General features: G+C 70.6%; 21 protein-coding genes. 8 read left to right on the forward strand and 13 right to left on the reverse strand.

Going from position 1 to position 24,491, the window contains the following annotated elements:
• Positions 1-59: 59 nt before the first annotated feature.
• Positions 60-893: an aldo/keto reductase gene (locus ACZ63I_RS07250; RefSeq protein ID WP_469336230.1), complete on the reverse strand. Its 834-nt coding sequence runs from the start codon at positions 891-893 to the stop codon at positions 60-62.
• Positions 894-1,098: 205 nt separating this feature from the next.
• Between ACZ63I_RS07250 and sthA the strand changes: the two genes are divergently transcribed.
• On the forward strand, positions 1,099-2,502 hold the full coding sequence (gene sthA, locus ACZ63I_RS07255) for a Si-specific NAD(P)(+) transhydrogenase (RefSeq protein WP_469336232.1): 1,404 nt from the start codon (positions 1,099-1,101) through the stop codon (positions 2,500-2,502).
• 42 nt (positions 2,503-2,544) lie between these two features.
• Here the strand turns inward: sthA and ACZ63I_RS07260 are convergent, their stop codons facing one another.
• The 3 genes from ACZ63I_RS07260 to ACZ63I_RS07270 all read right to left on the reverse strand — a co-directional run bounded on the left by ACZ63I_RS07260 (position 2,545) and on the right by ACZ63I_RS07270 (position 5,609).
• A complete protein-coding gene (locus ACZ63I_RS07260) occupies positions 2,545-3,570 on the reverse strand; it encodes a serine hydrolase (protein ID WP_469336233.1) in 1,026 nt (341 codons plus the stop codon).
• A gap of 69 nt (positions 3,571-3,639) precedes the next feature.
• Entirely contained in the window at positions 3,640-4,941 is a 1,302-nt protein-coding gene (locus ACZ63I_RS07265) for an FAD-binding protein (RefSeq protein WP_469336234.1), read from the reverse strand.
• A gap of 59 nt (positions 4,942-5,000) precedes the next feature.
• Positions 5,001-5,609: an NUDIX hydrolase gene (locus ACZ63I_RS07270; RefSeq protein ID WP_469336236.1), complete on the reverse strand. Its 609-nt coding sequence runs from the start codon at positions 5,607-5,609 to the stop codon at positions 5,001-5,003.
• Between the two features lie 233 nt (positions 5,610-5,842).
• Here ACZ63I_RS07270 and ACZ63I_RS07275 point away from each other — a divergent pair, with 233 nt between their 5' ends.
• From ACZ63I_RS07275 to ACZ63I_RS07290, 4 genes are all read left to right on the forward strand, one after another.
• Entirely contained in the window at positions 5,843-6,862 is a 1,020-nt protein-coding gene (locus ACZ63I_RS07275) for a chitinase (protein ID WP_469336237.1), read from the forward strand.
• A gap of 30 nt (positions 6,863-6,892) precedes the next feature.
• Positions 6,893-8,734 (forward strand): coagulation factor 5/8 type domain-containing protein, encoded by a 1,842-nt coding sequence (locus ACZ63I_RS07280; protein ID WP_469336239.1) that lies wholly within the window; start codon positions 6,893-6,895, stop codon positions 8,732-8,734.
• A 164-nt stretch (positions 8,735-8,898) separates the two neighbouring features.
• Positions 8,899-9,666: a sulfite exporter TauE/SafE family protein gene (locus ACZ63I_RS07285; protein WP_469336241.1), complete on the forward strand. Its 768-nt coding sequence runs from the start codon at positions 8,899-8,901 to the stop codon at positions 9,664-9,666.
• 138 nt (positions 9,667-9,804) lie between these two features.
• Positions 9,805-10,527, forward strand: a complete 723-nt coding sequence (locus ACZ63I_RS07290; protein ID WP_469337029.1) for a VOC family protein — start codon at positions 9,805-9,807, stop codon at positions 10,525-10,527.
• Between the two features lie 123 nt (positions 10,528-10,650).
• On the opposite strand, the gene ACZ63I_RS07295 is transcribed toward ACZ63I_RS07290, so the two are convergent.
• The gene (locus ACZ63I_RS07295) at positions 10,651-11,100 is read right to left on the reverse strand and encodes a hypothetical protein (protein WP_469336243.1); all 450 of its coding nucleotides are present in this window, start codon (positions 11,098-11,100) and stop codon (positions 10,651-10,653) included.
• Positions 11,101-11,259: 159 nt separating this feature from the next.
• Between ACZ63I_RS07295 and ACZ63I_RS07300 the strand changes: the two genes are divergently transcribed.
• A complete protein-coding gene (locus ACZ63I_RS07300) occupies positions 11,260-12,129 on the forward strand; it encodes an NAD-dependent epimerase/dehydratase family protein (RefSeq protein ID WP_469336245.1) in 870 nt (289 codons plus the stop codon).
• Between the two features lie 54 nt (positions 12,130-12,183).
• On the opposite strand, the gene ACZ63I_RS07305 is transcribed toward ACZ63I_RS07300, so the two are convergent.
• Positions 12,184-12,498, reverse strand: coding sequence for a UBP-type zinc finger domain-containing protein (locus ACZ63I_RS07305; protein WP_469336247.1), 315 nt, complete (start codon positions 12,496-12,498; stop codon positions 12,184-12,186).
• Between the two features lie 229 nt (positions 12,499-12,727).
• Between ACZ63I_RS07305 and ACZ63I_RS07310 the strand changes: the two genes are divergently transcribed.
• On the forward strand, positions 12,728-13,666 hold the full coding sequence (locus ACZ63I_RS07310; RefSeq protein ID WP_469336249.1) for a hypothetical protein: 939 nt from the start codon (positions 12,728-12,730) through the stop codon (positions 13,664-13,666).
• Between the two features lie 292 nt (positions 13,667-13,958).
• Here the strand turns inward: ACZ63I_RS07310 and ACZ63I_RS07315 are convergent, their stop codons facing one another.
• Entirely contained in the window at positions 13,959-14,654 is a 696-nt protein-coding gene (locus tag ACZ63I_RS07315) for an SDR family NAD(P)-dependent oxidoreductase (protein ID WP_469336251.1), read from the reverse strand.
• Positions 14,655-14,767: 113 nt separating this feature from the next.
• Here ACZ63I_RS07315 and ACZ63I_RS07320 point away from each other — a divergent pair, with 113 nt between their 5' ends.
• Entirely contained in the window at positions 14,768-15,655 is an 888-nt protein-coding gene (locus ACZ63I_RS07320; RefSeq protein WP_469336253.1) for a helix-turn-helix transcriptional regulator, read from the forward strand.
• A 21-nt stretch (positions 15,656-15,676) separates the two neighbouring features.
• Here the strand turns inward: ACZ63I_RS07320 and ACZ63I_RS07325 are convergent, their stop codons facing one another.
• The 6 genes from ACZ63I_RS07325 to ACZ63I_RS07350 form a co-directional block, all read right to left on the reverse strand.
• A complete protein-coding gene (locus ACZ63I_RS07325) occupies positions 15,677-17,308 on the reverse strand; it encodes a glycoside hydrolase family 13 protein (RefSeq protein ID WP_469336255.1) in 1,632 nt (543 codons plus the stop codon).
• A gap of 69 nt (positions 17,309-17,377) precedes the next feature.
• Positions 17,378-19,870, reverse strand: a complete 2,493-nt coding sequence (locus ACZ63I_RS07330; RefSeq protein ID WP_469336256.1) for a carbohydrate-binding protein — start codon at positions 19,868-19,870, stop codon at positions 17,378-17,380.
• A 104-nt stretch (positions 19,871-19,974) separates the two neighbouring features.
• On the reverse strand, positions 19,975-20,862 hold the full coding sequence (locus tag ACZ63I_RS07335) for a carbohydrate ABC transporter permease (protein WP_469336258.1): 888 nt from the start codon (positions 20,860-20,862) through the stop codon (positions 19,975-19,977).
• An 8-nt stretch (positions 20,863-20,870) separates the two neighbouring features.
• Positions 20,871-21,845, reverse strand: a complete 975-nt coding sequence (locus ACZ63I_RS07340) for a carbohydrate ABC transporter permease (protein WP_469336259.1) — start codon at positions 21,843-21,845, stop codon at positions 20,871-20,873.
• Between the two features lie 12 nt (positions 21,846-21,857).
• The gene (locus ACZ63I_RS07345) at positions 21,858-23,219 is read right to left on the reverse strand and encodes an extracellular solute-binding protein (protein ID WP_469336261.1); all 1,362 of its coding nucleotides are present in this window, start codon (positions 23,217-23,219) and stop codon (positions 21,858-21,860) included.
• Positions 23,220-23,464: 245 nt separating this feature from the next.
• Positions 23,465-24,484: a LacI family DNA-binding transcriptional regulator gene (locus ACZ63I_RS07350; RefSeq protein ID WP_469336263.1), complete on the reverse strand. Its 1,020-nt coding sequence runs from the start codon at positions 24,482-24,484 to the stop codon at positions 23,465-23,467.
• Positions 24,485-24,491: the final 7 nt, after the last annotated feature.

A 24,491-nucleotide genomic window follows, 5' to 3' on the forward strand; every position in this document is an offset into this window, starting at 1 on the left:
TGCTCGCAACGACCGGCCGCCCGCCCAACCTAGGCCCTGCCGTACGGATCTTGCTGGGCTCAGGGGGTGGCGTTCATCCGGTCGGGGTCGAACCCGGTCCGCTCGTCCCTGTTCAGCGCGGTGATCTCGGCGATGTCGCCCTCGGTCAGCTCGAAGTCGAAGAGGTCGAAGTTCTCCTTCACCCGCTCGGCCGTCACCGACTTCGGGAAGACGATGTCGCCGCGCTGCAGATGCCAGCGCAGCGTCACCTGCGCGGCGGACTTGCCGACCCGCTCGGCGATGCCGGTGATCGTCGGGTCGTCCAGGACCAGCCCCTGCGCGATGGGCGACCAGGCCTCGGTGGCGATCTCGTGCTCGGCGTTGAAGGCGCGCACGTCGTCCTGCGTCAGATACGGGTGCACCTCGATCTGGTTGACGGCGGGCACGATGACGCTGTCGGTGAGCAGCCTGCGCAGGTGGTGCGGCTTGAAGTTCGAGACGCCGACCGCCTTCACCCGGCCCGAGCGGTACATCTCCTCCATGGCGTGCCAGGTCTCCACGAAGTCGCCGACGGCGGGCATCGGCCAGTGGATCAGGAACAGGTCGAGATAGTCGATGTCCAGGTCTTCGAGGCTCTGCTCGAACGCGCGCAGCGCGTCGTCGTGGGCGTGGTACGGATTGTTCAGCTTGCTGGTGACGAAGACGTCGCCCCGGTCGAGACCGGACGCGCGTACCGCCTTGCCGACCTCCTTCTCGTTGCCGTACATCTCGGCCGTGTCGATGTGCCGGTAGCCGGTCTCCAGGGCCGCCAGCACCGCCGCCTCGGTCTCCTTCGGCGGGATCTGGAAGGTACCGAAGCCGAGCTGCGGGATCTCGACACCGTTGTTGAGCGTGATGGTGGGAACTGCGGGCACGTTGATGCCTCCGTCGGTCTGCCCCCGGTGAGTGTCAGAAGATCGCCTCCCCGGTGCGGGCGAGGGGAAACGCATCGGAGGCCGAGGCCACCTGGACGGCTGACAAGCCGAAACACCGGGGCGGGCGGCGCCGCGGCGGCAGCCGGACGGCAGGCAACCGGATCCGCTCTTCCGGGAAGCCGCCGCGAATGCCAGACTCCTGTGCGTGCGCGACTTCGACATGCTTGTCATCGGATCAGGCCCGGGCGGCCAGAAGGCCGCCATCGCAGCGACAAAGCTCGGCCGCAGAGTCGCGATCGTCGACCGGACCGACATGGTCGGCGGCGTCTCCATACACACCGGCACCATCCCGTCCAAGACGCTGCGCGAGGCGGTGCTGTATCTCACCGGCCTCACCCAGCGCGACCTGTACGGGCAGAGCTACCGGCTCAAGGAAGAAATCACCATCGCGGATCTGACGGCCCGTACGGACCATGTGATCAGCCGCGAGGTCGATGTGATCCGCAGCCAGCTCGCCAGGAACCAGGTCACCCTGCTGCCGGGGACCGGGCGGTTCATGGACGAGCACACCGTCGCCGTCAGGGACGCGGGCGGCGAGGACCGGCTGGTGACCGCCGAGCACATCGTCGTCGCCACCGGCACGCGGCCCGCGCGCCCGGCGAGCGTCGAGTTCGACGAGCGCACGGTCATGGACTCCGACAGCGTCCTCAACATGGACCGGGTGCCCCGGTCCATGGTCATCGTGGGCGCCGGCGTCATCGGCATCGAGTACGCCAGTATGTTCGCCGCGCTCGGCAGCAAGATCACCGTGGTCGAGCAGCGCGACTCGATGCTGGACTTCTGCGACGCCGAGGTGGTCGAGGCGCTCAAGTACGGGCTGCGGGACCTGGCGGTGACGTTCCGCTTCGGTGAGACGGTCGCCGCTGTCGAGCGGCACCAGCAGGGCACGCTGACCGTCCTGGAGAGCGGCAAGAAGATAGCCGCTGACGCGGTGATGTACTCGGCGGGCCGGCAGGGGCTCACCGACGAACTCGACCTGGAAAAGGCGGGGCTCACCGCCGACAAGCGCGGCCGGATCAGCGTGGACGAGCACTACCTCACGTCCGTGCCGCACATCTACGCGGTCGGCGACGTGATCGGCTTTCCCGCGCTGGCCGCGACCTCGATGGAGCAGGGCCGGGCCGCCGCTTACCACGCCTGCGACGAGCCGGTGAACCCGATGCACCATCTCCAGCCGATCGGCATCTACACCATTCCGGAGATCAGCTTCATCGGGAAGACCGAGGACCAGCTCACCGACGAGCGGGTGCCGTTCGAGGTGGGGGTGTCCCGCTACCGGGAGCTGGCGCGCGGGCAGATCATCGGGGACGCGCACGGCATGCTGAAGCTGCTGGTGTCCCCCGAGGACCGGCGGCTGCTCGGGGTGCACTGCTTCGGCTCGGGGGCCACGGAGCTGGTCCATATCGGGCAGGCCGTGATGGGCAACGGCGGCACGGTCGACTATCTGGTGGACGCGGTCTTCAACTACCCGACGCTCGCCGAGTCGTACAAGGTGGCGGCCCTCGACGTGACGAACAAGATCCGGCAGACCGACCTGATGGGGCGCTGAGCGAACGCGGCGCTGAGCGCGGCTGCTGTCCGGCGCCCGCGCTCAGCCCGCGCTCTTCAGGCCGAGCGCCTTGACGGCGGCCCTGGCCGCCTGCTCGACCACCTCGATCCCGGCCCGCTGGCCGGTGTGTCCCTTCGACAGCACCGCCAGCAGGCAGGCGTGTCCGCCCGCGGTCACCTTGCCGATGCTGTTGATGTCCCACAGCCCGGTCGCGCTCCTCGGCAGCCAGCCGTTCTTGAGTCCGTCGGTGCGGCCCGCCGCCGAGACCCCCCAGTCCTGCCCGGGTGATATCTCGCCCATCAGTCCGCGCAGATACGCCCGCGACGCCTTGTCGAGCGCCGAGTGGTCACCGAACACGGCCGACAGCAGGGTCAGTTGGTCCGCCGCCGTCGTCTGGGTGAGGCCCCACAGCCCGCCGGCCCCGGCGTCCGTCTCCTTCAGCCCCAGTCGGCGGTTGGCCGCTTCGAGCCCGCCCGCGCCGCCGATGATCTGCCACAGCGCGTCCGTGGAGTCGTTGTCGCTGACCCGGATCATCGCGCTCGCGTACGTCTTCTCCTGGGCCGTGAGCCCGCGTTCGCGGTCCTGTGCCCGCAGCAGCAGCGCGGCGAGGACGTCGACCTTGACGATGCTCGCCGTGTCGTACGTCCGGCCCGCTTGTACCTCGTACCGCGCGGTGCGCCCGTTTGTCATGTCGAGGACGGCGACCGAGACGGAGGCGGAGGTCGCCGCGTCGATCGGTGCCATCAGGTCGGCCAGCAGCTTCTGCGGGTCCTGCGCGGGTTTGACACCGGTGGCCGGTGCCGGTTCGACCGACGAGGTCCGCTTCACCGCGGCCCTTGGGGTCGGCGCGGCCTTCGGGGACGGCGCGGGTACGCCGGGGGGCAGCACCCTGGGCAGCGGTCCGGTGGGCCCGGGGGCTGCCGGGAACGACAGCGGGGTCAGCGGGCTGCTCGACCGGGGCGCGGGCGGCACCGCGCCGCTGGCCGGTGACTGGCCACCGTCCACCGCCGCCCAGACGACCACGAACAGGGCGATGGCGGCGGAGGTGTACAGCGTCGAACGGGGCATGTCCGAGACAGTAGAAACACAAACTGTGTCTCGGCTATAGCCAAAGTGAAAGCTATGTGACAAATAGCGTCACGCCGGGCTTCCGGGGAAGAATCGCGTGGTCAGGTCGTTACGGAACGTGCCCCGCGGGTCGTACGCGCTCGCCAGCGCCTCGAAGTCCGCGTAGTGCTCGTACAGCTCCCGCAGCCGCTCGGGCCCGGTCGTGAACAGCTTTCCCCAGTGCGGCCGGACGGCGAAGGGGGCCAGCGCCTCCTCCATGGCGGTCAGCACCGGCGTCACCGCTGCCGTGTCCGGCACCCAGGTGAAGTGGAAGGCCACCGAGTCGCGGCCGTACGCGGGGCTCAGCCACAGCCCGTCGGCGGCCACGGTGCGGATCTCGCCGATCTGCAGGACCGGGGCGATCAGCGGTGCGATCCGGGCCAGCGCGTCGAAGGCGGCGAGGCCGTCCTCGCGGGCGACGAAGTACTCGCTCTGCAGCTCGTCCCCGTTGCTCGGGGTGAACTCCGGCTTGAAGTGCGGCAGCCGCTCGTACCACGGTCCGGCGACCCCGCCCTGGACCGTGCAGGTCACCGGGTCCATCCCGGGCACCGGATGGCGCTGCCCGTCGGCGAGCGTGGCGCCGAGCCAGGTGCGGGGCGCCGGCTGCTCCTGGTCGCCCTCGCGCTGCTTCAGCCACACCTGCTCCATCCGCTCGGCCCGCCAGCGGGTGAAGAGGCTGACGCTGTACGCGGCGGACAAGACGTCCTCGAAGCTCTCCCGCAGCGCGGCGTACGACAGCCCCTCGTACACCCACTGCCGGACTTCGTAGCGCGGCACCAGGTCCAGGGTCATCCGGGTCACGACGCCGAGGGAGCCCAGCGCGACGACGGCGCCCGCGAAGTCGTCGTCGTCCCGGTCGAGGGTGCGCAGCGAGCCGTCGGCCGTGACCATCTCCAGGGCGCGTACGGCGGTGGCCAGCGAGCCGTTGCCGATGCCGGAGCCGTGGGTTCCGGTGGCGCAGGCCCCGGCGACCGAGATGTGCGGGAGCGAGCCGAGGTTGTGCAGCGCGAGTCCCGCCTCGTGCACGGCTCCGGTGAACTCGGCGAACCGCATGCCGCCGCCGACGGTGACGGTCCGCGCCGCCGTGTCGACGTCGATGGTCTTCGGCAGCGCGGCGACGGAGACGAGGTCGCCCGTGGTGTCGGCGATGGCGTTGAAGGAGTGGCCGCTGCCGAGCGCCCGGACATGGGCGCTGTTCGCGACGATGTCCCGCACCTGCTCCACCGACGACGGCGCGTGCACCCGGGCCGCGCGGAAGGAGATGTTGCGGGCCCAGTTCGTCACCGCCGGCGCCGCCTGACCGGATTCGGACCCTTCTGGCGTGTGGCGCACGGCGCTCTCCCTCACTGCGTTCGGACCTGGCTCACTCACCGGAACTCTTGCATGCCAGGTCAGCGGCGCGGCGCGGGGGCCCCCGCCGGACGGTGCCCGGCCTCGTCGAGCAGCAGCGCCACGCGCCGCAGCGCCTCGCGGACATTGGCCTCGTTCGTGGTCTCCATGGCCTCGGCGACGGTGAGCCAGCGGAGCGGAGCGTCGGGGTTCTCCGGGCGGGCGGCGTCCGGTTCGTCGGTGGCGAACACGAAGCGCAGATCGGCGTGTTCGTGCGCGGGCTCGCCGCGCCCCGCGGCGACCGGGACGATCACCACCTGGAGGAGGGAGGCGTCCGGCCAGGGCCGCAGATCGCTCAGCCCGGTCTCCTCGACGGCCTCGCGCAGCGCGATCGACACCGGGTCGCTCTCGCCCGGGTCGCCGTGGCCGCCGACCTGGAGCCAGGACCGCTGCCGGGCGTGCCGGCGCAGCAGGACCCGGCCGGTGGGCGGGTGGACGATCAGCGCGGACGCCGTCGTGTGCAGCGGGGTCGAGCGCAGCCAGGGATCCCCGCCGCCACCTGCCAGTTCCCGCACCCGCCGGGCGTCCGCCGCCTCTGCGGGACCGGCCGGTTCGTACCGGGAGAGTACGTCGACGACCGGGCCGCCGACGGTGTTCCGCGCGTTGTCCATGGAGGGACATTACGAAGGCGCAGGCTGCCGGGTCCATCCGTTTTGTTCAAGAGACGAATGCGTGCTGCCGGCATCCAACCCCTTGACGCCCCTTGGGCCCACGAGTTAACTCAAGCCTTGAATTAATCATGGAGCAGGGCCTGTTGGGCGATCACCGCCTTCGCGTTCCGGCGCGTGCCGCCCGCACAGCCCGCTTCACACCTTCCCTCCCCCCACATCGGAAGGCCCCCCACATGAGTTCAGCACGCCATGCCACATCCGCGAACCGGCGGTTGCTCCGCAGGTCGGCCGTCGCCGTCTGCGCCGCCGCCGTCGCGTCGGGCGCCACCTTCGCGGCCAACGCCTACGCCGCCCCCGAGGACGCCGCGCCGGCCGCGGCGCCGCAGGCCGTCGCCCCGTACCTGTACAACGGCTGGGGCAACCCGCCGGATCCGACCGAGGTCATGAACGCCACCGGTGTCCGCTGGTTCACCATGGCGTTCGTGCTGGACAGCGGCGGCTGCGACCCGCAGTGGGACGGCAGCAGGCCGCTCGGCGGCGGCGTCGACGAGCAGACGATCGACACCGTGCGGGGCGCGGGCGGCGATGTCGTCCCGTCGTTCGGCGGCGCGAACGGCAACAAGCTGGAGCAGAGCTGCGCGGACGCGTCCGCGCTGGCCGGCGCGTACCAGAAGGTGATCGACGCCTACGGCCTGAAGGCGATCGACATCGACATCGAGGGCGACGCGTACAACGACCCGGCCACGCAGCAGAAGACGATCGACGCGCTGAAGCAGGTCAAGGCGGACAACGCAGGTCTGGTCACCTATGTGACCTTCCCCAGCGACCAGTCGGGCCCCGACGACAGCATGATCGGGCGGGCCGCCGACTCGGGACTCGAGGTGGACGGCTGGACGATCATGCCGTTCGACTTCGGCGGCGCGGGCCAGAACATGGCCGACCTCACCGAGCAGGCCACCGACGGACTCAAGGACTCGGTCAAGAACGCCTACGGGTACAGCGACGAGGAGGCGTACGCGCACAGCGGGCTGTCCTCGATGAACGGCATCACCGACGTCCAGGAGACGGTGACCACGGACGACTTCACCGCCATCACCGACTACGCCCAGCAGCACCATCTGGCCCGGCTCTCCTTCTGGTCGGTCAACCGCGACCGGCCGTGCCCCGGTGAGTACCCGAACGACGACACCTGCTCCGGAGTGGACCAGGAGCCCTGGCAGTTCACCAGCATCATCGCCGGGTTCACCGGCTGACGGCGCGGCACACCGGAGAGGAGACCACCCATGAACAGCGACACACCCGCACTCCGGGCCGGTCGACGCCGGTTCCTGCGGCGCGGCCGCGTACTGCCCGTGGCGGCGGCCGTCGTCCTGCTGGCGTCGGGCGCCTTCGCCGCGCAGTCGGCCATGGCGGGCCAGGACCCGCGGAGCGCCGGGGCCCCGGCAGCAGCGCAGACCGGTAAGGCGTTCGCCGACCCGTCGGCCGACGCACCCGATCTCGGCCCGAACGTCGACGTGTTCGACCCGTCGACGCCGACCGCCGACATCCAGGGCCGGCTCGACGAGGTCTTCCGGCAGCAGGAGACCAACCAGTTCGGTGAGGAGCGGCACGCCGAGCTGTTCAAGCCCGGCTCGTACGACGTGGACGCGAACGTCGGCTTCTACACCCAGGTCGCGGGGCTCGGCCTGTCCCCCGACGACGTGGACATCAACGGGGCCGTGCACGCGGAGGCCGACTGGTTCCCGCCGCAGAACGCCACCCAGAACTTCTGGCGCGACGCGGAGAACCTGTCCGTCACCCCCACCGGCGGCGCCGACCGCTGGGCCGTCTCGCAGGCCGCGCCGTACCGCCGGATCCACCTCAAGGGGGATCTGGCGCTGGACGACGGCGGCTGGGCCAGCGGCGGCTTCATGGCCGACACGAAGGTCGACGGGCAGGTCAAGTCCGGTACGCAGCAGCAGTGGCTGTCCCGGGGCGACGAGATCGGCGGTTGGAACGGCTCCAACTGGAACATGGTCTTCGTCGGGGTGAAGAACGCCCCGGCCACGGGCTTCCCCAACCCGCCGTACACGACGGTCGACCAGGCGCCGGTCTCCCGCGAGAAGCCGTTCCTGTACATCGACGAAGCGGGCGCCTACCAGGTGTTCGTGCCCGCGCTGCGCGAGAACGCCTCGGGGACGACCTGGTCGGGCGGTGCCCCGGCGGGCGAGTCCCTGCCGATCGACGACTTCTACATCGCCAAACCGGGTGCGACGGCGGCCGACATGAACGCCGCGCTCGCCGCGGGCAAGAACCTGCTCGTCACACCCGGGGTCTACCACCTGGACCAGACGCTGAAGGTGACCGACCCCGACACCGTCGTCCTCGGTATGGGCCTCGCGACCCTGACCCCGGACGACGGGATCACCGCGATGTCGGTCGCCGACGTGGACGGGGTGAAGATCGCCGGTCTGCTGATCGACGCGGGTACCGCCAACTCGCCGACGCTGATGGAGGTCGGCGCGGACGGTTCGAGCGCGCGTCACGCCGACAACCCCACGTCGCTGAGCGATGTGTTCTTCCGCGTCGGCGGTGCCCATGTCGGCAAGGCGACAAAGAGCTTGGTCGTCAACAGCTCGGACGTCATCGGGGACCATCTGTGGATCTGGCGCGCCGACCACGGCGACGGGGTCGGCTGGGACCAGAACACGGCGGCGAACGGGCTGATCGTCAACGGTGACGACGTCACGATGTACGGGCTGTTCGTCGAGCACTACCAGGAGTACCAGACGATCTGGAACGGCAACGGCGGCAGGACGTACTTCTACCAGAACGAGATGCCGTACGACCCGCCGTCGCAGGGCGCCTGGACGAGCGGTGACACCAAGGGCTACGCCGCGTACAAGGTGGCGGACGGCGTCACCGACCACGAGGCGTGGGGGCTCGGCAGTTACTGCAACTTCACGGCCGACAGGTCGGTGGTCGCCGAGCACGCCTTCGAGGTTCCGGACACGCCGGGCGTGAAGTTCCACGACATGGTCACCGTGTCGCTGGGCGGTGCGGGCACCGTCAACCACGTGATCAACGGGGCCGGGGGCCCGTCGAACAGCGGAAGCCAGGTCGCGAACCTGGTCGGCTATCCGTAACCGCCGCCGGCCGCGGGCGCGTTGCGGGCCGGGTCCGGTGGCTGAGCTACCGGACCCGGCCCACGCCGCACCACGTACACGATGCGGGCGTCGGGGGCGACGGACTGCGCGACCTCCTCGTCACAGCCTCCACACCCGTTCGAGGCATAGCATCAGTGATCGACATGGACGGTACAGGTGTATGGGGGTTCGTCGCGCTCGCGGCAGCGGCGGCGCTGGTCGGTTTCTCCAAGACGGCGGTGAGCGGGGCCAATACGGTCAGTCTGGCGGTCTTCGCCGCCGTGCTGCCCGCGCGTGAGTCGACGGGGGTGCTGCTGCCCGTACTGATCGTCGGGGATGCGCTGGCCGTGCTCACCTACCGGCGGCACGCGCACTGGCCCACGCTGTGGCGGCTGTTCCCCGCGGTCGCCGCCGGGGTGGTGGTCGGCACGGTGTTCCTGCTGTGGGCGGACGACGCCGCGGTCCGTACGTCGATCGGGGCGATCCTGCTGCTGATGGCGGGCGTCACGATGTGGCGGCGGCACACGGCGACGCGGGCCGCCGCCGACAGTCCAGGCGACGCGGCGGAGCCGGCCAACAGCCGTCTGAAGGCCCGCTCCTACGGGGTGCTCGGCGGCTTCACCACCATGGTCGCGAACGCGGGCGGCCCGGTCATGTCGCTGTATCTGCTGTCCGCCGGCTTCCGGAAACTGAGCTTCCTCGGCACGTCCGCCTGGTTCTTCCTGATCGTCAACACCGCCAAGGTGCCCTTCAGCGTGGGGCTCGGGCTGATCGACGGACGCTCCCTGCTGCTGGACGTGTTCCTCGCGCTGTTCGTCGTGCCCGGCGCCCTCATCGGCAAGGTCTGCGTCAACCGCATCAATCAACGGGTGTTCGAACGGCTGGTGATCGGGGCGACCGTCCTCGGCGGCGTGGAGCTGCTGCTGCGCTGAGGGCCCTGCGCGGCGCGCCGCGCGGCCTGGCAGAGTAAGGGTCAAACAGGCGGTCGGACGAAGACGGAGTGAGCGGTGTTGGAGCGGGACAAGACTGATTCGCAGACAGTGGCCGGGGCGCCGTGCTGGGTGACCCTGTTGTCACGTGAACTCGCCGCCTCCCAGCTCTTCTACGGCGATGTGCTCGGCTGGACGTACCGCGCCGCCGGGCTCGGGGACGACTTCTGCGTGGCGCTCACCGACGGGCTGCCCGTCGCCGGCATCGGCGCGCTCGCGTCGTCGCTCCAGGTCGCCGTCTCCTGGACGCCGTACTTCGCCGTGGCCGACGTGGACGCGGCGGCGGCCCGGATCAGGGAGCGCGGCGCGACGGTGGCCGTGGGCCCGCTCGCCTTCCACACCGGCCGCGCGGCGCTCGCCACCGACCCGGACGGCGCGGCCTTCGGGATCTGGGAGGGCGCCGTGCGCTCCGACTGGACGGTGGGCCGCGGCAGCGCCCCGGCCTGGCTGGAGCTGCGCACCCGCGACACGTCGGACGCCGCCCGCTTCTACAGCCAGGTGCTGGGCTGGGCGCCCGAGGGCGAGGGCGACTTCACGCTCGTGCGGGAGGACGACAGCGCGGTGCTGCGCCAGGAGGGCCATGTGGTCGCCAAGATCCGGGGCGGCGCCGTCCAGGCGATGCCCGATCCGCAGTTGCGGCCGCGCTGGCACGTCTACTTCCAGGTGCCGGAGGTGGCGGAGTCCGTCGCTGCGGCGACGGCCAGGGGCGGCGTGCTGGTCTCACCCGCCGAGGCCGCGCCCACGCTCCGCGAGGCGACGCTGCGCGACCCGGACGGCGCGCTGTTCACCGTCACGTCGGCCTGACCCGACACGCCGCGCGGCCTGAGCCGACGCGCGCTCGGGCGCGGGCGAAACGCCCGGCCGGCGGGCGTCGGCTCCGGCCGGGCGGGCGCGGCTCGCGGCGCGCTGGTCGTCGGGAGCGGTGGGTCAGTGCTCGTCGGGCTGCTCCGGGCGGCCCAGCGCCCAGCCGGCCACGTCGGAGAGCCTGCCGCGCCACACCGGCACCTCCACGTCGGGGCTGACACCGCCCGTCGTCACGGTGACGTTGCGCAGATGGATCCAGCGCGGCAGGTGCTGCGACCCGTCGTCGCCGCGCAGTTCGTCGACGGCCTGGTCCACCGTCTCGGGGAACCTGGCGAGCAGGTTCGAGCCGACGCTCCGCACCCGGCGCAGGCTCCGCGCCCAGTCGGCCTTCCACGCCTCGCGCGTGATCAGGTCCCCGTACACCACACCGCCCGGCACGTTCAGTGTGATCGGCAGCCATGATCTGGGGTCCTCCCCCAGCAGCCTGATCAGGAGCTGGAGCTGGAGGTCGGAGACCGGTTCCGTGATGGTCGGCGTCGAATCCTGCGATGTCTGCTCGGTGGAGCCGTTCATGCCGCACTTCCCTTCCGTCAGACAACGGCCTGCCCCCGAAACGCGGTAAAAGTCCTCCCCGCGTCCGGCGCGGCGGAGCGGCGGGTGCGGCGCGCCGCCGGGGGATGCTGAGCTGGGCGGGGACGCCACCACGACGACAGCGACGAGAGGCCGGCCGACATGCGTATCTTCCTGGCAGGAGCCACCGGTGTCATCGGCAGCCGGCTGCTGCCCCTGCTGCTCGCCGACGGCCATGACGTCGTCGCGCTGACCCGCCGCACCTCGGACGCTGAGGCGCTGCGCTCGAAGGGCGCCGAGGCCGCCGTCGCCGATGTGTACGACGCCGAGGCGATCACCCGTACCGTCAGGAACGCGTCACCCGAGGTCGTCATGCACCAGCTCACCGACCTCAGCGGCGGCAGCAGCGAGGCGAACGCCGCGATGCGGAAGATCGGCACCGCCAATCTGGCCAATGCCGCGCTGTCGGCGGGCGCCCGGCGGATGGTGGCGCAGAGCATCGCCTGGGCCTACCAGGGCGGTGAGGGGCCCGCCTGCGAGGAGACCCCGCTGGATCTGACGGCGGAGGCGCCGAGGTCGACGACCGTACGGGCCGTGGCGACGCTGGAGGAGACGGCCCGGGAGCTGCCCGAGTGGGTGGCGCTGCGGTACGGCGTGCTCTACGGCCCCGGCACCTGGTACGCGCCCGGCGCGCTGATGGCGGAGCAGGCGCTCGCCGGGGAGCTGGTCGCCGACGGTGACGTGAGCAGCTTCCTGCATGTCGACGACGCCGTGGCCGCGGCTGTCGCGGCGCTGGAGTGGCCGTCGGGCGCGGTGAACGTGTGCGACGACGAACCCGCGGCGGGCCATGACTGGATCCCGGCGTTCTGCGCGGCTGTCGGCGCGCCGCTGCCTGAGCACGCGACCGGGCCTGGCCCCCGGCACGACTGGGCGCGGGGCGCGAGCAACCGCCACGCCCGCGAGGACCTGGGCTGGACGCCGCGCGTGCGGTCCTGGCGTGACGGGTTCGGCGCGGCCTCCGGCGGGTCTTGAGCGTACGGGTCCCGATCAGCGGCCCCGATCAGCGGACCCGGCCGGCGGCCGGGATCAGGCGGGGCGGACCGGGCCCATGCCCTCGACCTCGAAGACGACCTCGTCCTCGTAACACCACCACCAGCCCTCACCGGGCTCGTAGGAGCGGATGAGCGGGTGCCCGGTGGCCTTGTTGTGCGCGGTCGCGTGCTTGTTCTTGGAGGAGTCGCAGCATCCGATGTGCCCGCAGGTCTGGCACTCCCGCAGATGCACCCACGTGTCGCCGAGCGCCACGCAGTCCAGACAACTGTCCTCGCTGTCCGGGGTCACAGGTTCCACGTCAGCGAGGTGGCTGCAGATCATTCCGCCGCTGCTTCCTTCGTGTGCCATGGTGCCGCCCGCCCGTCCCGACCGCGTCGGTCGCTATCGAGTCAGTCAGTCCAGTCGTGGTTCAACCGTACGGCCGGTTCTGCGCCGTCGCCAGCAGAACGCGGCGCCGCGGTGGCCAGGGGCCTTCTTGACAGCCGTCCGCCGTCGGAGAACCGTGGACATACGGGGCCTGGCCTGCGCCGGGCGGGGGAATTCGGGGGGCGTTATGGGGAAGTACACGTATGCGCGCATGTCCGCACTGGCTCTGGCGGCGGTGTCGCTGGCGGCGTGCGGATCAGGCGGCGGATCAGGCGGCGGCTCGGGCGGCTCGGGCAGCGGATCGGAGCCTTCGGCCTCCGTCAGCAGCGGGAGCGCGGAGCCGAGCCCGACGCCCACGGTCGATCCGGCCGTCTACGGCAAGGCGCTGACCACGACGCTCGCGCCGGTCGACCGGGCGCTGCGTGCGGTCGACCGGGCGCACGAGGGCAAGGAGCTGGCGAAGGCCCTGGGCGCCGCCGCCACCGCAGCCACCTCGGCGGCCGACTCGCTGGACGGGGTCCCGACGCCCGACGACGCGGCGACGGGGAACAACGATCTCGCCATGGCGCTGCGTGATCTGAGCGGCGACCTCACGGACGCGGCGCCGGACAGCGGACGCTGCGCGACGTCGCCCCGGGTGGAGCTGGGCGGCGGTGCGGGGCCCGCTGCGGTGCGGAAAGCGACGGAATCGCTGACCACGCTGGGCTATCCGGCCGAGCTGAAGCCGCCGCGCACCGAGAAACCGCTCCACCGCCGGCTCGGGAACGGCCATCTCGTGAAGGACTCCGGCCGCTCCGGGCTCGGCAAGCTCACCATCGACAACGGCACGGACAGCGACGCCGTGATCGCCCTGACCCGGGGCAAGAAGAGCGTCTTCACGGTGTACGTGCGCAAGCACGACCGTGCTACGGTGCGCAGCGTCTCGAACGGCTCGTACACGGTGTACTTCACGACAGGCGCTGACTGGAACGGGGCGAAGAAGTCCTTCACGCGTGACTGCAGCTTCCAGAAGTTCGACGACAGGGCGGTCTTCCGCACGAAGCAGGTGAGCGGCGGTACGCAGTACGACGTGCTGACGTTCTCGCTGGCCAAGTCGATCCTGGGCAATGCCACGACCAGCGAGATTCCGGAGGACCAGTTCCCCTCGTAGGAACCTGCCGGGAACCTCGCCGGGGCCGGGGAACAATCGGCGGGGGCCGGCCGTTGGACTGGGCGTGGGTGTGGATGGGAAGTGTCCCCGGGCCCCAGATAAAAATCGCACATGGGGACGATCGTTCGGCTGAAGCCCCATGGAGCGCATCGCCGCGAGGCGACCGCCATCCGCACCCTTCCCCATACGGCCCCGACCGGTCTCCCCCGTCCGGTCGGGGTCTCTTTGCTGCCCGTTCGACGCTGCCCGTCCGGCGCCTCGCCGCCCTACCGCGTATCGGCGCCCGGCGCCGCTACCAGCCGATCTCGCCTTCCCGGTCGACGAAGCGGCCGGAGCCCGAGCCCGGCTTCTCCGTGACCAGCGCGACGATCGCGTCCGTCCCCTCCGTGACGGTCTGGTGGCCGCTGTGGCCGTTGAGGTCGGTCGCCGTGTAGCCGGGATCGGCGGCGTTGATCCGGATGTCCGGCAGCGCCTTGGCGTACTGGGTGGTCAGCATCGTGAGCGCCGCCTTCGACGCGGCGTACAGCGGTGCGACGACGGACGACTCGACCCGCTCCGGGTCGTGGGTGAACGCGAGCGAGCCGACGCCGCTGCTGACGTTGACCACGACGGGATCGGCCGACCTGCGCAGCAGCGGCAGGAAGGCGGTGGTCGTACGGACCACTCCCGCGACGTTGACGTCGAGGACACCGAGGGCGTCGGCGCCGGTCAGCCCGTCCGCGGCAGTGGCGGGGCCGAGGATGCCCGCGTTGTTGACCAGCACGTCGACCGAGCCTTCGTGCGCGGCGACGTCCGCCGCCGCGGCCGTGACCGACGCGTCGTCGGTCACGTCGATGGGCACGAACCGCGCGCCGAGTGCGGCGGCGGCCTCCGCGCCCTGTTCGGGGTCACGGGCTCCGGCGAGGACGGTGTGGCCCAGCTCGACGAGCCGGCGGGCCGTCTCACGGCCGAGCCCCTTGTTCGCTCCTGTGATGAAGATGATCGTCATGCCTTCAGTCTTCGTCCGGCCGGGGCGGCCGACCAGAGAAGGTTCGACGGTAGGAACGGCAGTACCACCATGGGCGGCGCCGGGCGGCCCCGGGATGCGGGAGCATGGGACGTATGAAAACGACCCCCGGAGCCGGGCTGGGTGCGATGATCCGCACCTGGCGGGACCGGCTGCCCCCGTCGGCCGCCGCACTGCCGGTGGGCCACGCGCGCCGCGCCGCCGGGCTGCGCCGCGAGGAGCTGGCCGAACTCGCCGGGGTGTCGGTCGACTACGTCGTACGCCTGGAGCAGGGGCGGTCCACGACGCCTTCGGCCTCGGTGGTGGCGTCCCTGGCCCGCGCCCTCCAGCTTTCGGCCGCCGAGCGGGACCACCTGTACCGGCTCGCCCACCTCGTTCCGCCGGGGGACGACACGATCCCCGGCCATATCCCGCCCGGTGTGCAGCGGGTGCTCAGCCGGCTGGCGGACACCGCGGCCGCGGTGTTCGCCGCCGACTGGCAGCTCATCTGGTGGAACCGCGGCTGGGCCGCGCTGCTGGGCGACCCGTCGGCGATTCCACCGCGGCGGCGCAATTTCGCCCGCAGCAGGTTCCCGCAGGACGCGGGCCCGGTCCGGCTCGCGCTGTGGCCGGTGATCGAGGTGGACAGGGCAGCGACGGACGCGGCTGTCGTCTCCGATCTGCGCCGGGCCACCGGCCGCTTCCCGCACGACACGCACCTGGCGGAGCTGATCCGCGAACTGACCGCGGGCAGCGAGCGGTTCGCCGAGCTGTGGGCGGCGGGTTCGGTGGCCACGCACCGCGAGGACCACAAGAGGATCGAGCACCCGTCGGTTGGGACGGTCACGGTGGACTGCGACACCCTGACCGACGGTGACTCCGAGCTGAAGATCGTGATCATGACGGCCGTGCCAGGCAGCGAGGACGAGACCAAGCTGCGGCTGGCCACGATCGCGGGACCACCGGTCGCCGCGGGCCCGACCGGCGAGAAGTCGGTGAAGTAGCCGGGCCCGGACCGCGGTTGCTCAGTTCATGTCCAGCCAGACCGTGCTGTCGGCGGGCAGGACGCCGCCCTCGGGGCTCTCGTCCAGCGGTCCGCTGCTGAGCAGCACCTGCCCGCCCGCAGGCAGCGGAACCGGCGCCTCCGTCGCGTTGACCAGGCAGCGGAAGCCGCCGTCGCGGTCGAAGCAGAGGGTCCCCGGCGGGCTGTCGACCCAGGTCAGGGTCTCCGGCAGGCCGGTCAGGCGGGCCGAGCGCAGCGCCAGGGCCGCGCGGTAGAGGGCGAGGAACGAGTCGGGGTCGGCGGCCTGTCGCGCGGCGCTGAGCGCGGCCCAGTCGGCGGGCTGCGGCAGCCAGGGCGCCGCGGTGGCGCCGTCCGGTGAGAAGCCGAGCGCCGCGCCGCCGTCCTGCCAGGGCAGCGGGATGCGGCAGCCGTCGCGGCCCCGGTCGGCGCCGCCGGAGCGCACATAGGTGGGGTCCTGGAGGAGTGCGTCCGGCAGGTCCTGGACCTCGGGCAGGCCCAGTTCGTCGCCCTGGTAGATGTACACCCCGCCGGGCAGCGCCATGGTCAGCAGCGCAGCGGCGCGGGCTCTTCGGCGGCCGAGTGCCAGGTCGCTCGGGTCGCCGAGCCGCTTGTCGCCCATATCGAACGAGGTGTCGGCGCGGCCGTAGCGGGTGACATGGCGGATGGTGTCGTGGTTGGAGAGCACCCAGGTGGGCGGCGCGCCGACCGGGCCGTGTGCGGCGAGCGTCGAGTCGATGACGTCGCGCAGCGCGGCCGGCTCCCACGAGCTGCACAGGAAGTCGAAGTTGAAGGCGGAGTGCAGTTCGTCGGGGCGCAGATAGCGGGCGAACTGCTCGGCCGACGGCAGCCAGACCTCGCCGACGAAGATCCGGTCGCCGGGGTAGCCGTCGAGGATCTTGCGCCAACTGCGGTAGATGTCATGGACGTCGTCGTGGTCCTGGTAGGGCAGATCGGTCGGGTCGGGGTCGGGGCCGATGTCGGGCAGTCCCGGCTTCTTGGCGAGGCCGTGTGCCACGTCGATCCGGAAGCCGTCGACGCCGCGGCGCAGCCAGAAGTGCAGGATGTCCTCGAACTCGGCGCGGACCTCGGGGTGTTCCCAGTTCAGGTCGGGCTGCTGCGGGGCGAACATGTGCAGGTACCAGGGTCCTGGGGTGCCGTCGGCCTCGGTGATCCGGGTCCAGGCGCTGCCGCCGAAGTAGGAGTGCCAGTCGTTGGGCGGCAGTTCGCCGCTGTCGCCGCGGCCCGGCAGGAACCAGAAGCGTTCGCGTGCGGCGGAGCCGGGTCCTGCGGCGAGCGCTTCCTGGAACCAGTGGTGCTGGTCGGAGCAGTGGTTGGGTACGAGGTCGACGAGGACGCGCAGTCCGTGGGTGTGGGCGTCCTCGACGAGTTGCTCGGCCTCGGCGAGGGTGCCGAACAGCGGGTCGATGTCGCGGTAGTCGGCGACGTCGTAGCCGCCGTCGGCCATCGGTGAGGTGTACCAGGGGGTGAACCACAGGGCGTCGACGCCCAGTTCCCGCAGATAGGGCAGCCGGTCGCGGACGCCGGCGAGGTCGCCGGTGCCGTCGCCGTCGCCGTCGGCGAAGCTGCGTACGTAGATCTGGTAGATCGCGGCATGCCGCCACCAGTGGGTCACAGGAACTCCTTGTTCGATGAGGTGGTGCCGGGGCCCCCGGGGTCGCGGGGGCCCCGGCACCGGGGGCGGTTACCAGCCGGAGTTGCCGGCTCCGCGCGTGATGGCGAATCCGCCGCTGCTGTTCAGGCCACCGGAGGCGGCGCCGCTGACCGTGACACCGGAGAAGGTGCCGGATCCCGCGGACTGGATCTCGATGCCGTAGAGGCCGGTGTTCTGGATCTTGATGTTCTTCAGGGTCAGATTGCTGACCGTCTTGTTGAAGGAGATCAGCACCCCGCTGTAGGTGGAGTCGATGATGTCGATGTCCTGGACGAGGACGGGCGCTGTGATGTCGGAGGAGTCGGCGTAGATCCACAGGGCGCCGAACTTGCTCTGCCAGTTGGGTTCGAAGCCGCCGGTGCGCTGGAGTGTGTTGCGCTGCACGGACGTGGTGCCGCTGAACGGTACGGGCGCGAAGCGGCTGCTGATGGCGATGCCGGCCGAGCCGGTGACGGTGTCGGAGAGGAGGTTGTCCTCGACGCGGTTGGCGTTGCCGCCGTAGATGCCCACGGTGTTGGCGAGCAGCGGCACCTGCACGGTGTTGAAGCGGAAGGCGCTGCGGGTGACCGCCTGGCCCTCGGAGAACATCGCGAGTCCGTCGTCGCCGGTGTTGCGGATGCTGGAGTTGCGCAGTTCGGTGTCGGTGGTCCCCTTGTGGAGGTTGACGCCGTCGGCGAAGGTGTCGCGGATGCGCAGCCCGGTGGCGTACAGGCCGTTGGTGGGTGCGTCGATCCACAGACCGACCTTGGTGTGTTCGATCCAGATGTTCTGGAACGTCGAGCCGTTGCCGAAGTTGCCTTCGATACCGGCGTCGAAGTTGGCGTCGTCGCGGTAGGACACGTCACCGGCGATGGTCAGGTCCTGGACGGTGCTGGTGCCGCCCTGGCCGAAGAGGCCGCCCTTGCCGTTGCTGCCGCGCAGTACGGTCGACCAGGCGCCGGCGCCGCGCAGGGCGATCCCGGTGAGGTTCACGTGCCCGGAGATGTTGTACGTACCGGCGGGCAGCCAGAGCCCCTTGCCCTGCGACTTCACGTTCTGCACGGCCGAGTTGAGGGCTGAGGTGTCGTCGCTGTTGTCGTTGGCGGTGACGCCGAGGGTGGTCGCGGAGACGAACCCGCTGGACGGCATGGCCTGGTCGGCCGCGACGGTCTCGGTCTCGACGAGGTCCAGGGTGTACGAGGCGGCGGTGTCCCCCGCGTCCTTCTGGAACTTGAGCACGGTCCCGGCGGGGAAGCTGCCGATGAGGGCGCGGGTCTCGTCGAAGAAGTGGTGGCCGGAGCCCTGCGACGAGTCGTTGTTGTACGGGTACGCGCCGTACACCCAACTGTACTTGGTGGTCAGATCGAGGTCGCGGACATGGGTGGAGCCCGCGTACACACTGAGGGTCGCCGAGGGGGCGGTGTCCGGCAGGGAGTAGCGCAGGGTCAGCGCGTTGGCGGGCTTGGTCAGGGTGAACTGGACGTACTCGCCGGTGCTGTCGAGGACGACCGCCTTGCGGCCCGACGCCTCGGACGGCACGGAGAGGTACGTGCGGTCGGGGCCGATGGTGGAGGCGTTGGTGGCGCCGGACTCCGCCTCGTACGTGGTGTACGGGACGGTCGCGCCGCGGGTGGCAAGGGCGGCCGACCCGGTGACGGTGACGCCGTCCAGTTGCAGGGCGCCGTTGTCACCCGACTCGGTGCGCAGGGTCAGTGTGTTGAGCTGGGCCCGCAGCGGGGCGTCGGTGGTGGCGTCCTTCCACGCGCCCGAGGTGCCGGGCAGCGAGAGCTGGCGGACCTTGCTGCCGTTGGCGGTGAGGCTGATGGTGGCGGCCGATCCGCCGTCGGTGCGGTAGCGCACGACCACCGGATAGGTCTTGGCGGAGGCGGTGTTGACGTCGTACACGGAGCGGGCGCCGCTGGTGGTGAAGCCGGTGAGGTAGCCGCTGCCGGTGAAGCCGGCCGCCGAGGTCGCGACGGAGGCGCCACCGGAGAAGTAGGCGCTCTCGGCCTGCAGGGCGGGCGATCCGGCGGGCGGGTCGGTCGGCGGGTCGGTGGGCGGATCGGTCGGTGTGCTGTCCGGCGTGGTGGCGACGACGTTGTCGAGGTTGACGTTGCCGCTGTCGGCGGTGGTGAAGGTCAGGGCGACGGTGTTGGCGCCCTGCCGGTAGGTCAGCGCCTCGTCACGGGTGGTCCAACTGTCCCAGTTGGCCGTGGGGGGCAGGCTCACCTGGCGGACCTTGGTGCCGTTGGCGTAGAGGCTCAGGGTCATCGTCGCCGTGGTGCCGTTGGCGTAGCGGATCTTCACCGAGCCGGCGCCGGCCGCTGCCGACTGGACGGTGAACGAGGTGGACGCCTTGCCCTTGTTGGCGTCGGTGTAACCGCCGACGAAGCCGCTGCCGGTGTAGCCGGGGTGCTCGGTGGAGACGGCGGCGCCGCCGGACAGCGCGGCCGACTCTGCTTCCAGGGTGCTGCTCGCCGCGTGCGCGCCGGGGGCCAGCGGCCCGGTCAGCGCGTAGGCCAGGGCGCAGATCAGGGCCACCATCAGGGCGGATATGCGCAGAAGGGCCGTAGAGGGGGAGGGAGTTGGACGTGTTCTCGGTGCTGGTGACACGACAGTGTGTCCTTCCAGGAGGGGGGAGACAGGAATCAGCCTTTGAGGCTGCCTGCGGTGAGGCCGGAGATGATGCTGCGCTGGAAGATCAGGAACAGGACGAGCAGCGGCACACTGGCCATCACCATGCCCGCGAGGAGTTGGTTCGCGGGCATGTCGAGGGAGAGCCGGTTCAGCGCCACGGTGATCGGCTGCCGTGCCGGGTCGGGCAGGACGAGCATCGGCCAGAGGAAGTCCTTCCAGACTCCGACGACCGCGAAGATGGACACCACGGCGAGGACCGGGCGGGAGAGCGGCAGGATGACGGAGACCAGGACCCGTACGGTGCCGGCGCCGTCGATCCGCGCGGAGTCGAGCAGTTCGCCTGGGATCTGGTCGAAGAACCGCTTGAGTATGAAGATGTTGAACGCGTTGGCGCAGGCCGGCAGCCAGATCGCCCACGGGGTGTTGATGAGGTTGGCGTGCACCAGCGGCACGTCGACGACGGTCAGATACGTCGGTACGAGCAGCGCGGAGACCGGCAGCATCAGGGTGGCGAGCATCATGCCGAGGACCACGTTGCCGAGCACGGGCCGCAGTTTGGACAGCGCGTAGGCGGCGGCGACGTCCACGACGAGCTGGAGGAGCCAGGCGCCTGCGGCGAGCAGCAGTGTGTTGAGGAAGTACTGGCCGAGTCCGACGCTGGACCAGGCGTGGGAGTAGCTGTCCGGGTGCCAGGTCTGCGGCAGCAACGTGGGGTGCGGGGCGGCGAGTTCGGCGGAGGACTTGAGCGCGCCGGTCGTCATCCAGTAGAGCGGGAAGACGAAGGCGAGGGTGAATCCGGCCAGGGTCGCCGTGAGGACGAAGCGGTAGAGGAACCTGCCGGTGCGGCGGGTCATCTCGGTCGGGGCTATCAGGGTGCGTACGGGCGTTTCGGCGGCCATGGCGGTGCTCAGCTCCTGGTCCTGGTGAGGCGCAGATAGATGCCTGCGAAGGTGCCGAGCACCACGAAGAGCAGCGTGCTCATGGCGCTGGCCAGGCCGAAGTCGTTGTAGACGAACGCGTAGCGGTAGAGCAGCAGCAGGACGGTGACCGTGGCGTCGTCGGGGCCGCCGCCGGTGAGGACGAACGGCTCGATGAACACCTGCATCGTGCCGATGATCTGGAGCAGCAGCGTGATCATCAGGATGAAGCGCATCTGCGGCACGGTGACGTGCCACAGTCTGCGGGCGATGGACGCACCGTCCAGCTCGGCCGCCTCGTACAGCTCACCGGGGATGCCGCCGAGCGCCGCGAGGTAGATGAGGGTGGTGGTCCCCATGTTGGCCCAGGTGGAGACGAGGACCAGGGAGACCATCGCGAGGTTCTCCGACTCCAGCCACTGCTGTGCGGGCAGGTGGAAGACGCCCAGCACGTTGTTGAACAGGCCGGGTCCCGGGTCGTAGAACCAGCGCCACAGCAGCATCGTGACGATCGGCGGCAGCATCACCGGCAGGTAGACGGTCATCCGCAGATACGACCTGGCGTGCCGGAACTCGTTGAGGACGAGGGCGGTCGCGAAGGGCGCCGCGAAGCCGAACACCAGCGCCAGCAGCGTGAAGTAGCCGGTGTTGCGCCAGGCCGTCGTGAACAGCGGGTCGTCGAAGAGCCGTTGGAAGTTGTCGAGCCCCACCCACCTGGCCGGTTCGGCGAAGTTGACCTGCTGGAAGCTCAGCAGGACACCGCGCACGATCGGGTACCAGGAGAAGAGCGCGAAGCACAGGATCCCGGCGGCGAGGAAGAGATAGGCGACCGCGTTCTCGCGGATCCGGCGTGCGCGCCGGCCGGCCGGGCGGTGCGCCGGTCCTCCGCTGTTCTTCGCGCGGCTTCCGGCGGGTCCGCGCACGGGGGTGCGCTGCGTGGTGGAGGGGGGTGCGTCCGTTGCCATCCTCAGGTCAGCTCACTTGGCCGTGGCGAGGATGGTGTCGACCTTCTTCTGGGCGTCGCCGAGGAGCTGGTCGAAGTCCGCGTCCTTCTTGGTGAGTACGGCCTGCATCACCCCGTCGAGGACGGTGTATATCTGCTGCGCGTTGGGCGGCTCGACCTTGACGGCGACCTGCGGGCTGCGGTCGACGAAGGGCTTGTAGTTGGCCTGCGGCACATTGGCGTACTTGGCGTGGATCGCGTCGTTCTTGGTCTGCGCCGCGCCGTCGAAGAGGTTGGGCTGGGGCAGTCCGATCGGCACTCCGAGGGCGGCGAACTTCTTGCTGTTCGCCTCCTCGCGGTCGGGGTTGAGGTACTTCCACTGGACCCACTGGAGCCCGGCCTTGATCTTCTCCGGGGACGCCTTGGGGTTGAACATGAAGCCGTCGCCGCCGCCGAGGGTCGCGGTGCCGGGCAGTGCGGCGAGGCCGAACTCGTCGTACTTGCGCTCGAACTGCTTGACGATGGTGGGGATGTTGTCCGGGCCCGCCATGTACATCCCGAGCTTGCCCGCGCCCATCAGCTTCTGGACGTCGCCGATCTCCAGGAGCTGGCGGGTGCCCATGCTGTTGTCGGTCCAGCGCATGTCGTGCAGCGCCTGGAGCGCCTTGCGACCCGCCTCGCTGTTGAACGCGGCCTTCCAGCGACCGCCCTGCTGGGTGGCGACGTCGCCGCCCATCGAGTAGATCCACGACGTCAGGTGCCAGCCGCCCTGGTTGTTCTTGCTGTAGTCGGCGTAGCCGACGGTGTCGTCGCCGAGCGCGCTGATCTTCTTGGCGGCGGCGCGCACCTCTTCCCAGGTGGTCGGCGGGGCGTCCGGGTCGAGTCCGGCCTTCTTGAACAGCTCCCGGTTGTAGAGCAGACCGAGTGAGTAGTTGCCGGTGGGCAGGCCGTAGACCTTGCCGTCGCTCTTGAAGACGTCCTGGAGTTCGGGGCGGATGTCGTCCAGGTACGGCACGCCCTTGAGGTACGGGGTGATGTCGGCGGCCTGGTGGCGCTGGATCAGTCCCGCCGGGTCGGTGAAGTAGACGTAGAACACGTCCTCCAACTGGCCGCCCGCCAGCTTCGCCGCGAAGGTGCTGGGGTCCATCTGGCCCTCGTGGGCGACGATCTTGATCTTCGGGTGGCTCGCCTCGAACTGCTTGACCAGCTCTTCGTAGTCCTTGCGGTCGGCGGGCTGGGTCTTGGCGGGCATGCCGTTGACCGTGATCGTCACGACGCCGTCCTTGCCCACCCCGCTCCCGCCGGACCCGGACGAGCCGCCGCAGCCGGCGAGTCCCAGGGTGAGGGCGGTGGCCGCGGCCAGACCGAGGGCTTGGCGTCTTGTGATGCCGTCCATGGAGATCCCATGCCTTCCTGCAACGGGTTTGCGTGACTTGCAGGGGCACGGCCTCTGCGTCATCTCAACGGCGCTGACAGTAAAAGCGGAGGACGCAAGAAGTCAATGAGTCTGCGCAAGAACTTAATCTGCGACTCGGCCGCCTGTAACACACCGTCACTAGGGCGGACAGCACCGAGGGGCCCGGCGGACGGCCGGGCCCCTCGGTGGCTGCGGGTAGGGCGAACGGGTGCGGCGCCGGGCGGTCACCGGCTCCGGGAACGCGACGGCGGGGCCGTTGAACTGCGCACAATCAGCTCCGTGTCGAACATCATCGACTCCCCCTCCGTCGCGTGGCCCTTCATCTGCGAGACCAGTGAGGCGATGGCGGCGGCCGCCATCGCCTGCACCGGCTGGCGGGCCGTCGTGAGCGGCGGGTCGGTCGCGACCATGTACGGAGAGTCGTCGAAACCGACGACCGACAGGTCCTCGGGGACCCGCAGCCCCTGCCGCCGCGCCGCCCGAATGGCGCCGAGCGCCAGTGCGTCGCTTGCGCAGACCACCGCGGTAACCCCGCCCTCCAGGAGCCGCGGCAGCGCCGTCGCGCCGCCCTCCATCGAGAACAGCCCGTGCGCGACCCGCTTGCGCCACTCCCCCTCGCTGTCGCCCTGCCGGGCGCAGAACGCCTGGTAGCCGGCGAGTTTGTGGGCCGACGGCACATGGCCGACCGGCCCCAGGATCATGCCGATCCGCCGGTGGCCGAGCGCCGACAGATGGGCCAGCACCTGCTGCGCCGACGCCGCGTCGTCGATGGACACCTGCGCCACGCCCGCGTTCTCGTCGGCCGCGTTGAGCAGGACGATCGGTATCTGGCGCTCGCGCAGCGCCCTGCCCTGCTCCGGTCCCGCGTCGGCGTAGCTGGCGCCGATGAAGATGATCCCGCCGACGTTCTGTTTGAGGATCATGTCGATGTAGTGGGCCTCGGAGACGCCGTCCGCGGTGCGCGTGCAGAGCACCGGGATGAAGCCGCGCTTGTTGAGGAGTCCCGCCAGCGCCTCCGCGAAGGCGGGAAAGATCGGATTCTGCAGGTCGGGCACGACGAGCCCGACCAGGGCCGCCCGCTCCTGCTGCAACTGGCGGGGCCGTTCGAAACCGCAGACGTCCATGGCGGTCAGCACCGCGTCCCGGGTCGCCGGTGACACGTCCGTGGCCCCGTTGAGCACCCGCCGCGCCGTGGTCTCGCTGACGCCGGCGAACTCGGCCACCTGAGAGAGTCTTTTCTTCACGCCACCA

This window comes from Streptomyces sp. NPDC087906 (assembly GCF_055584925.1).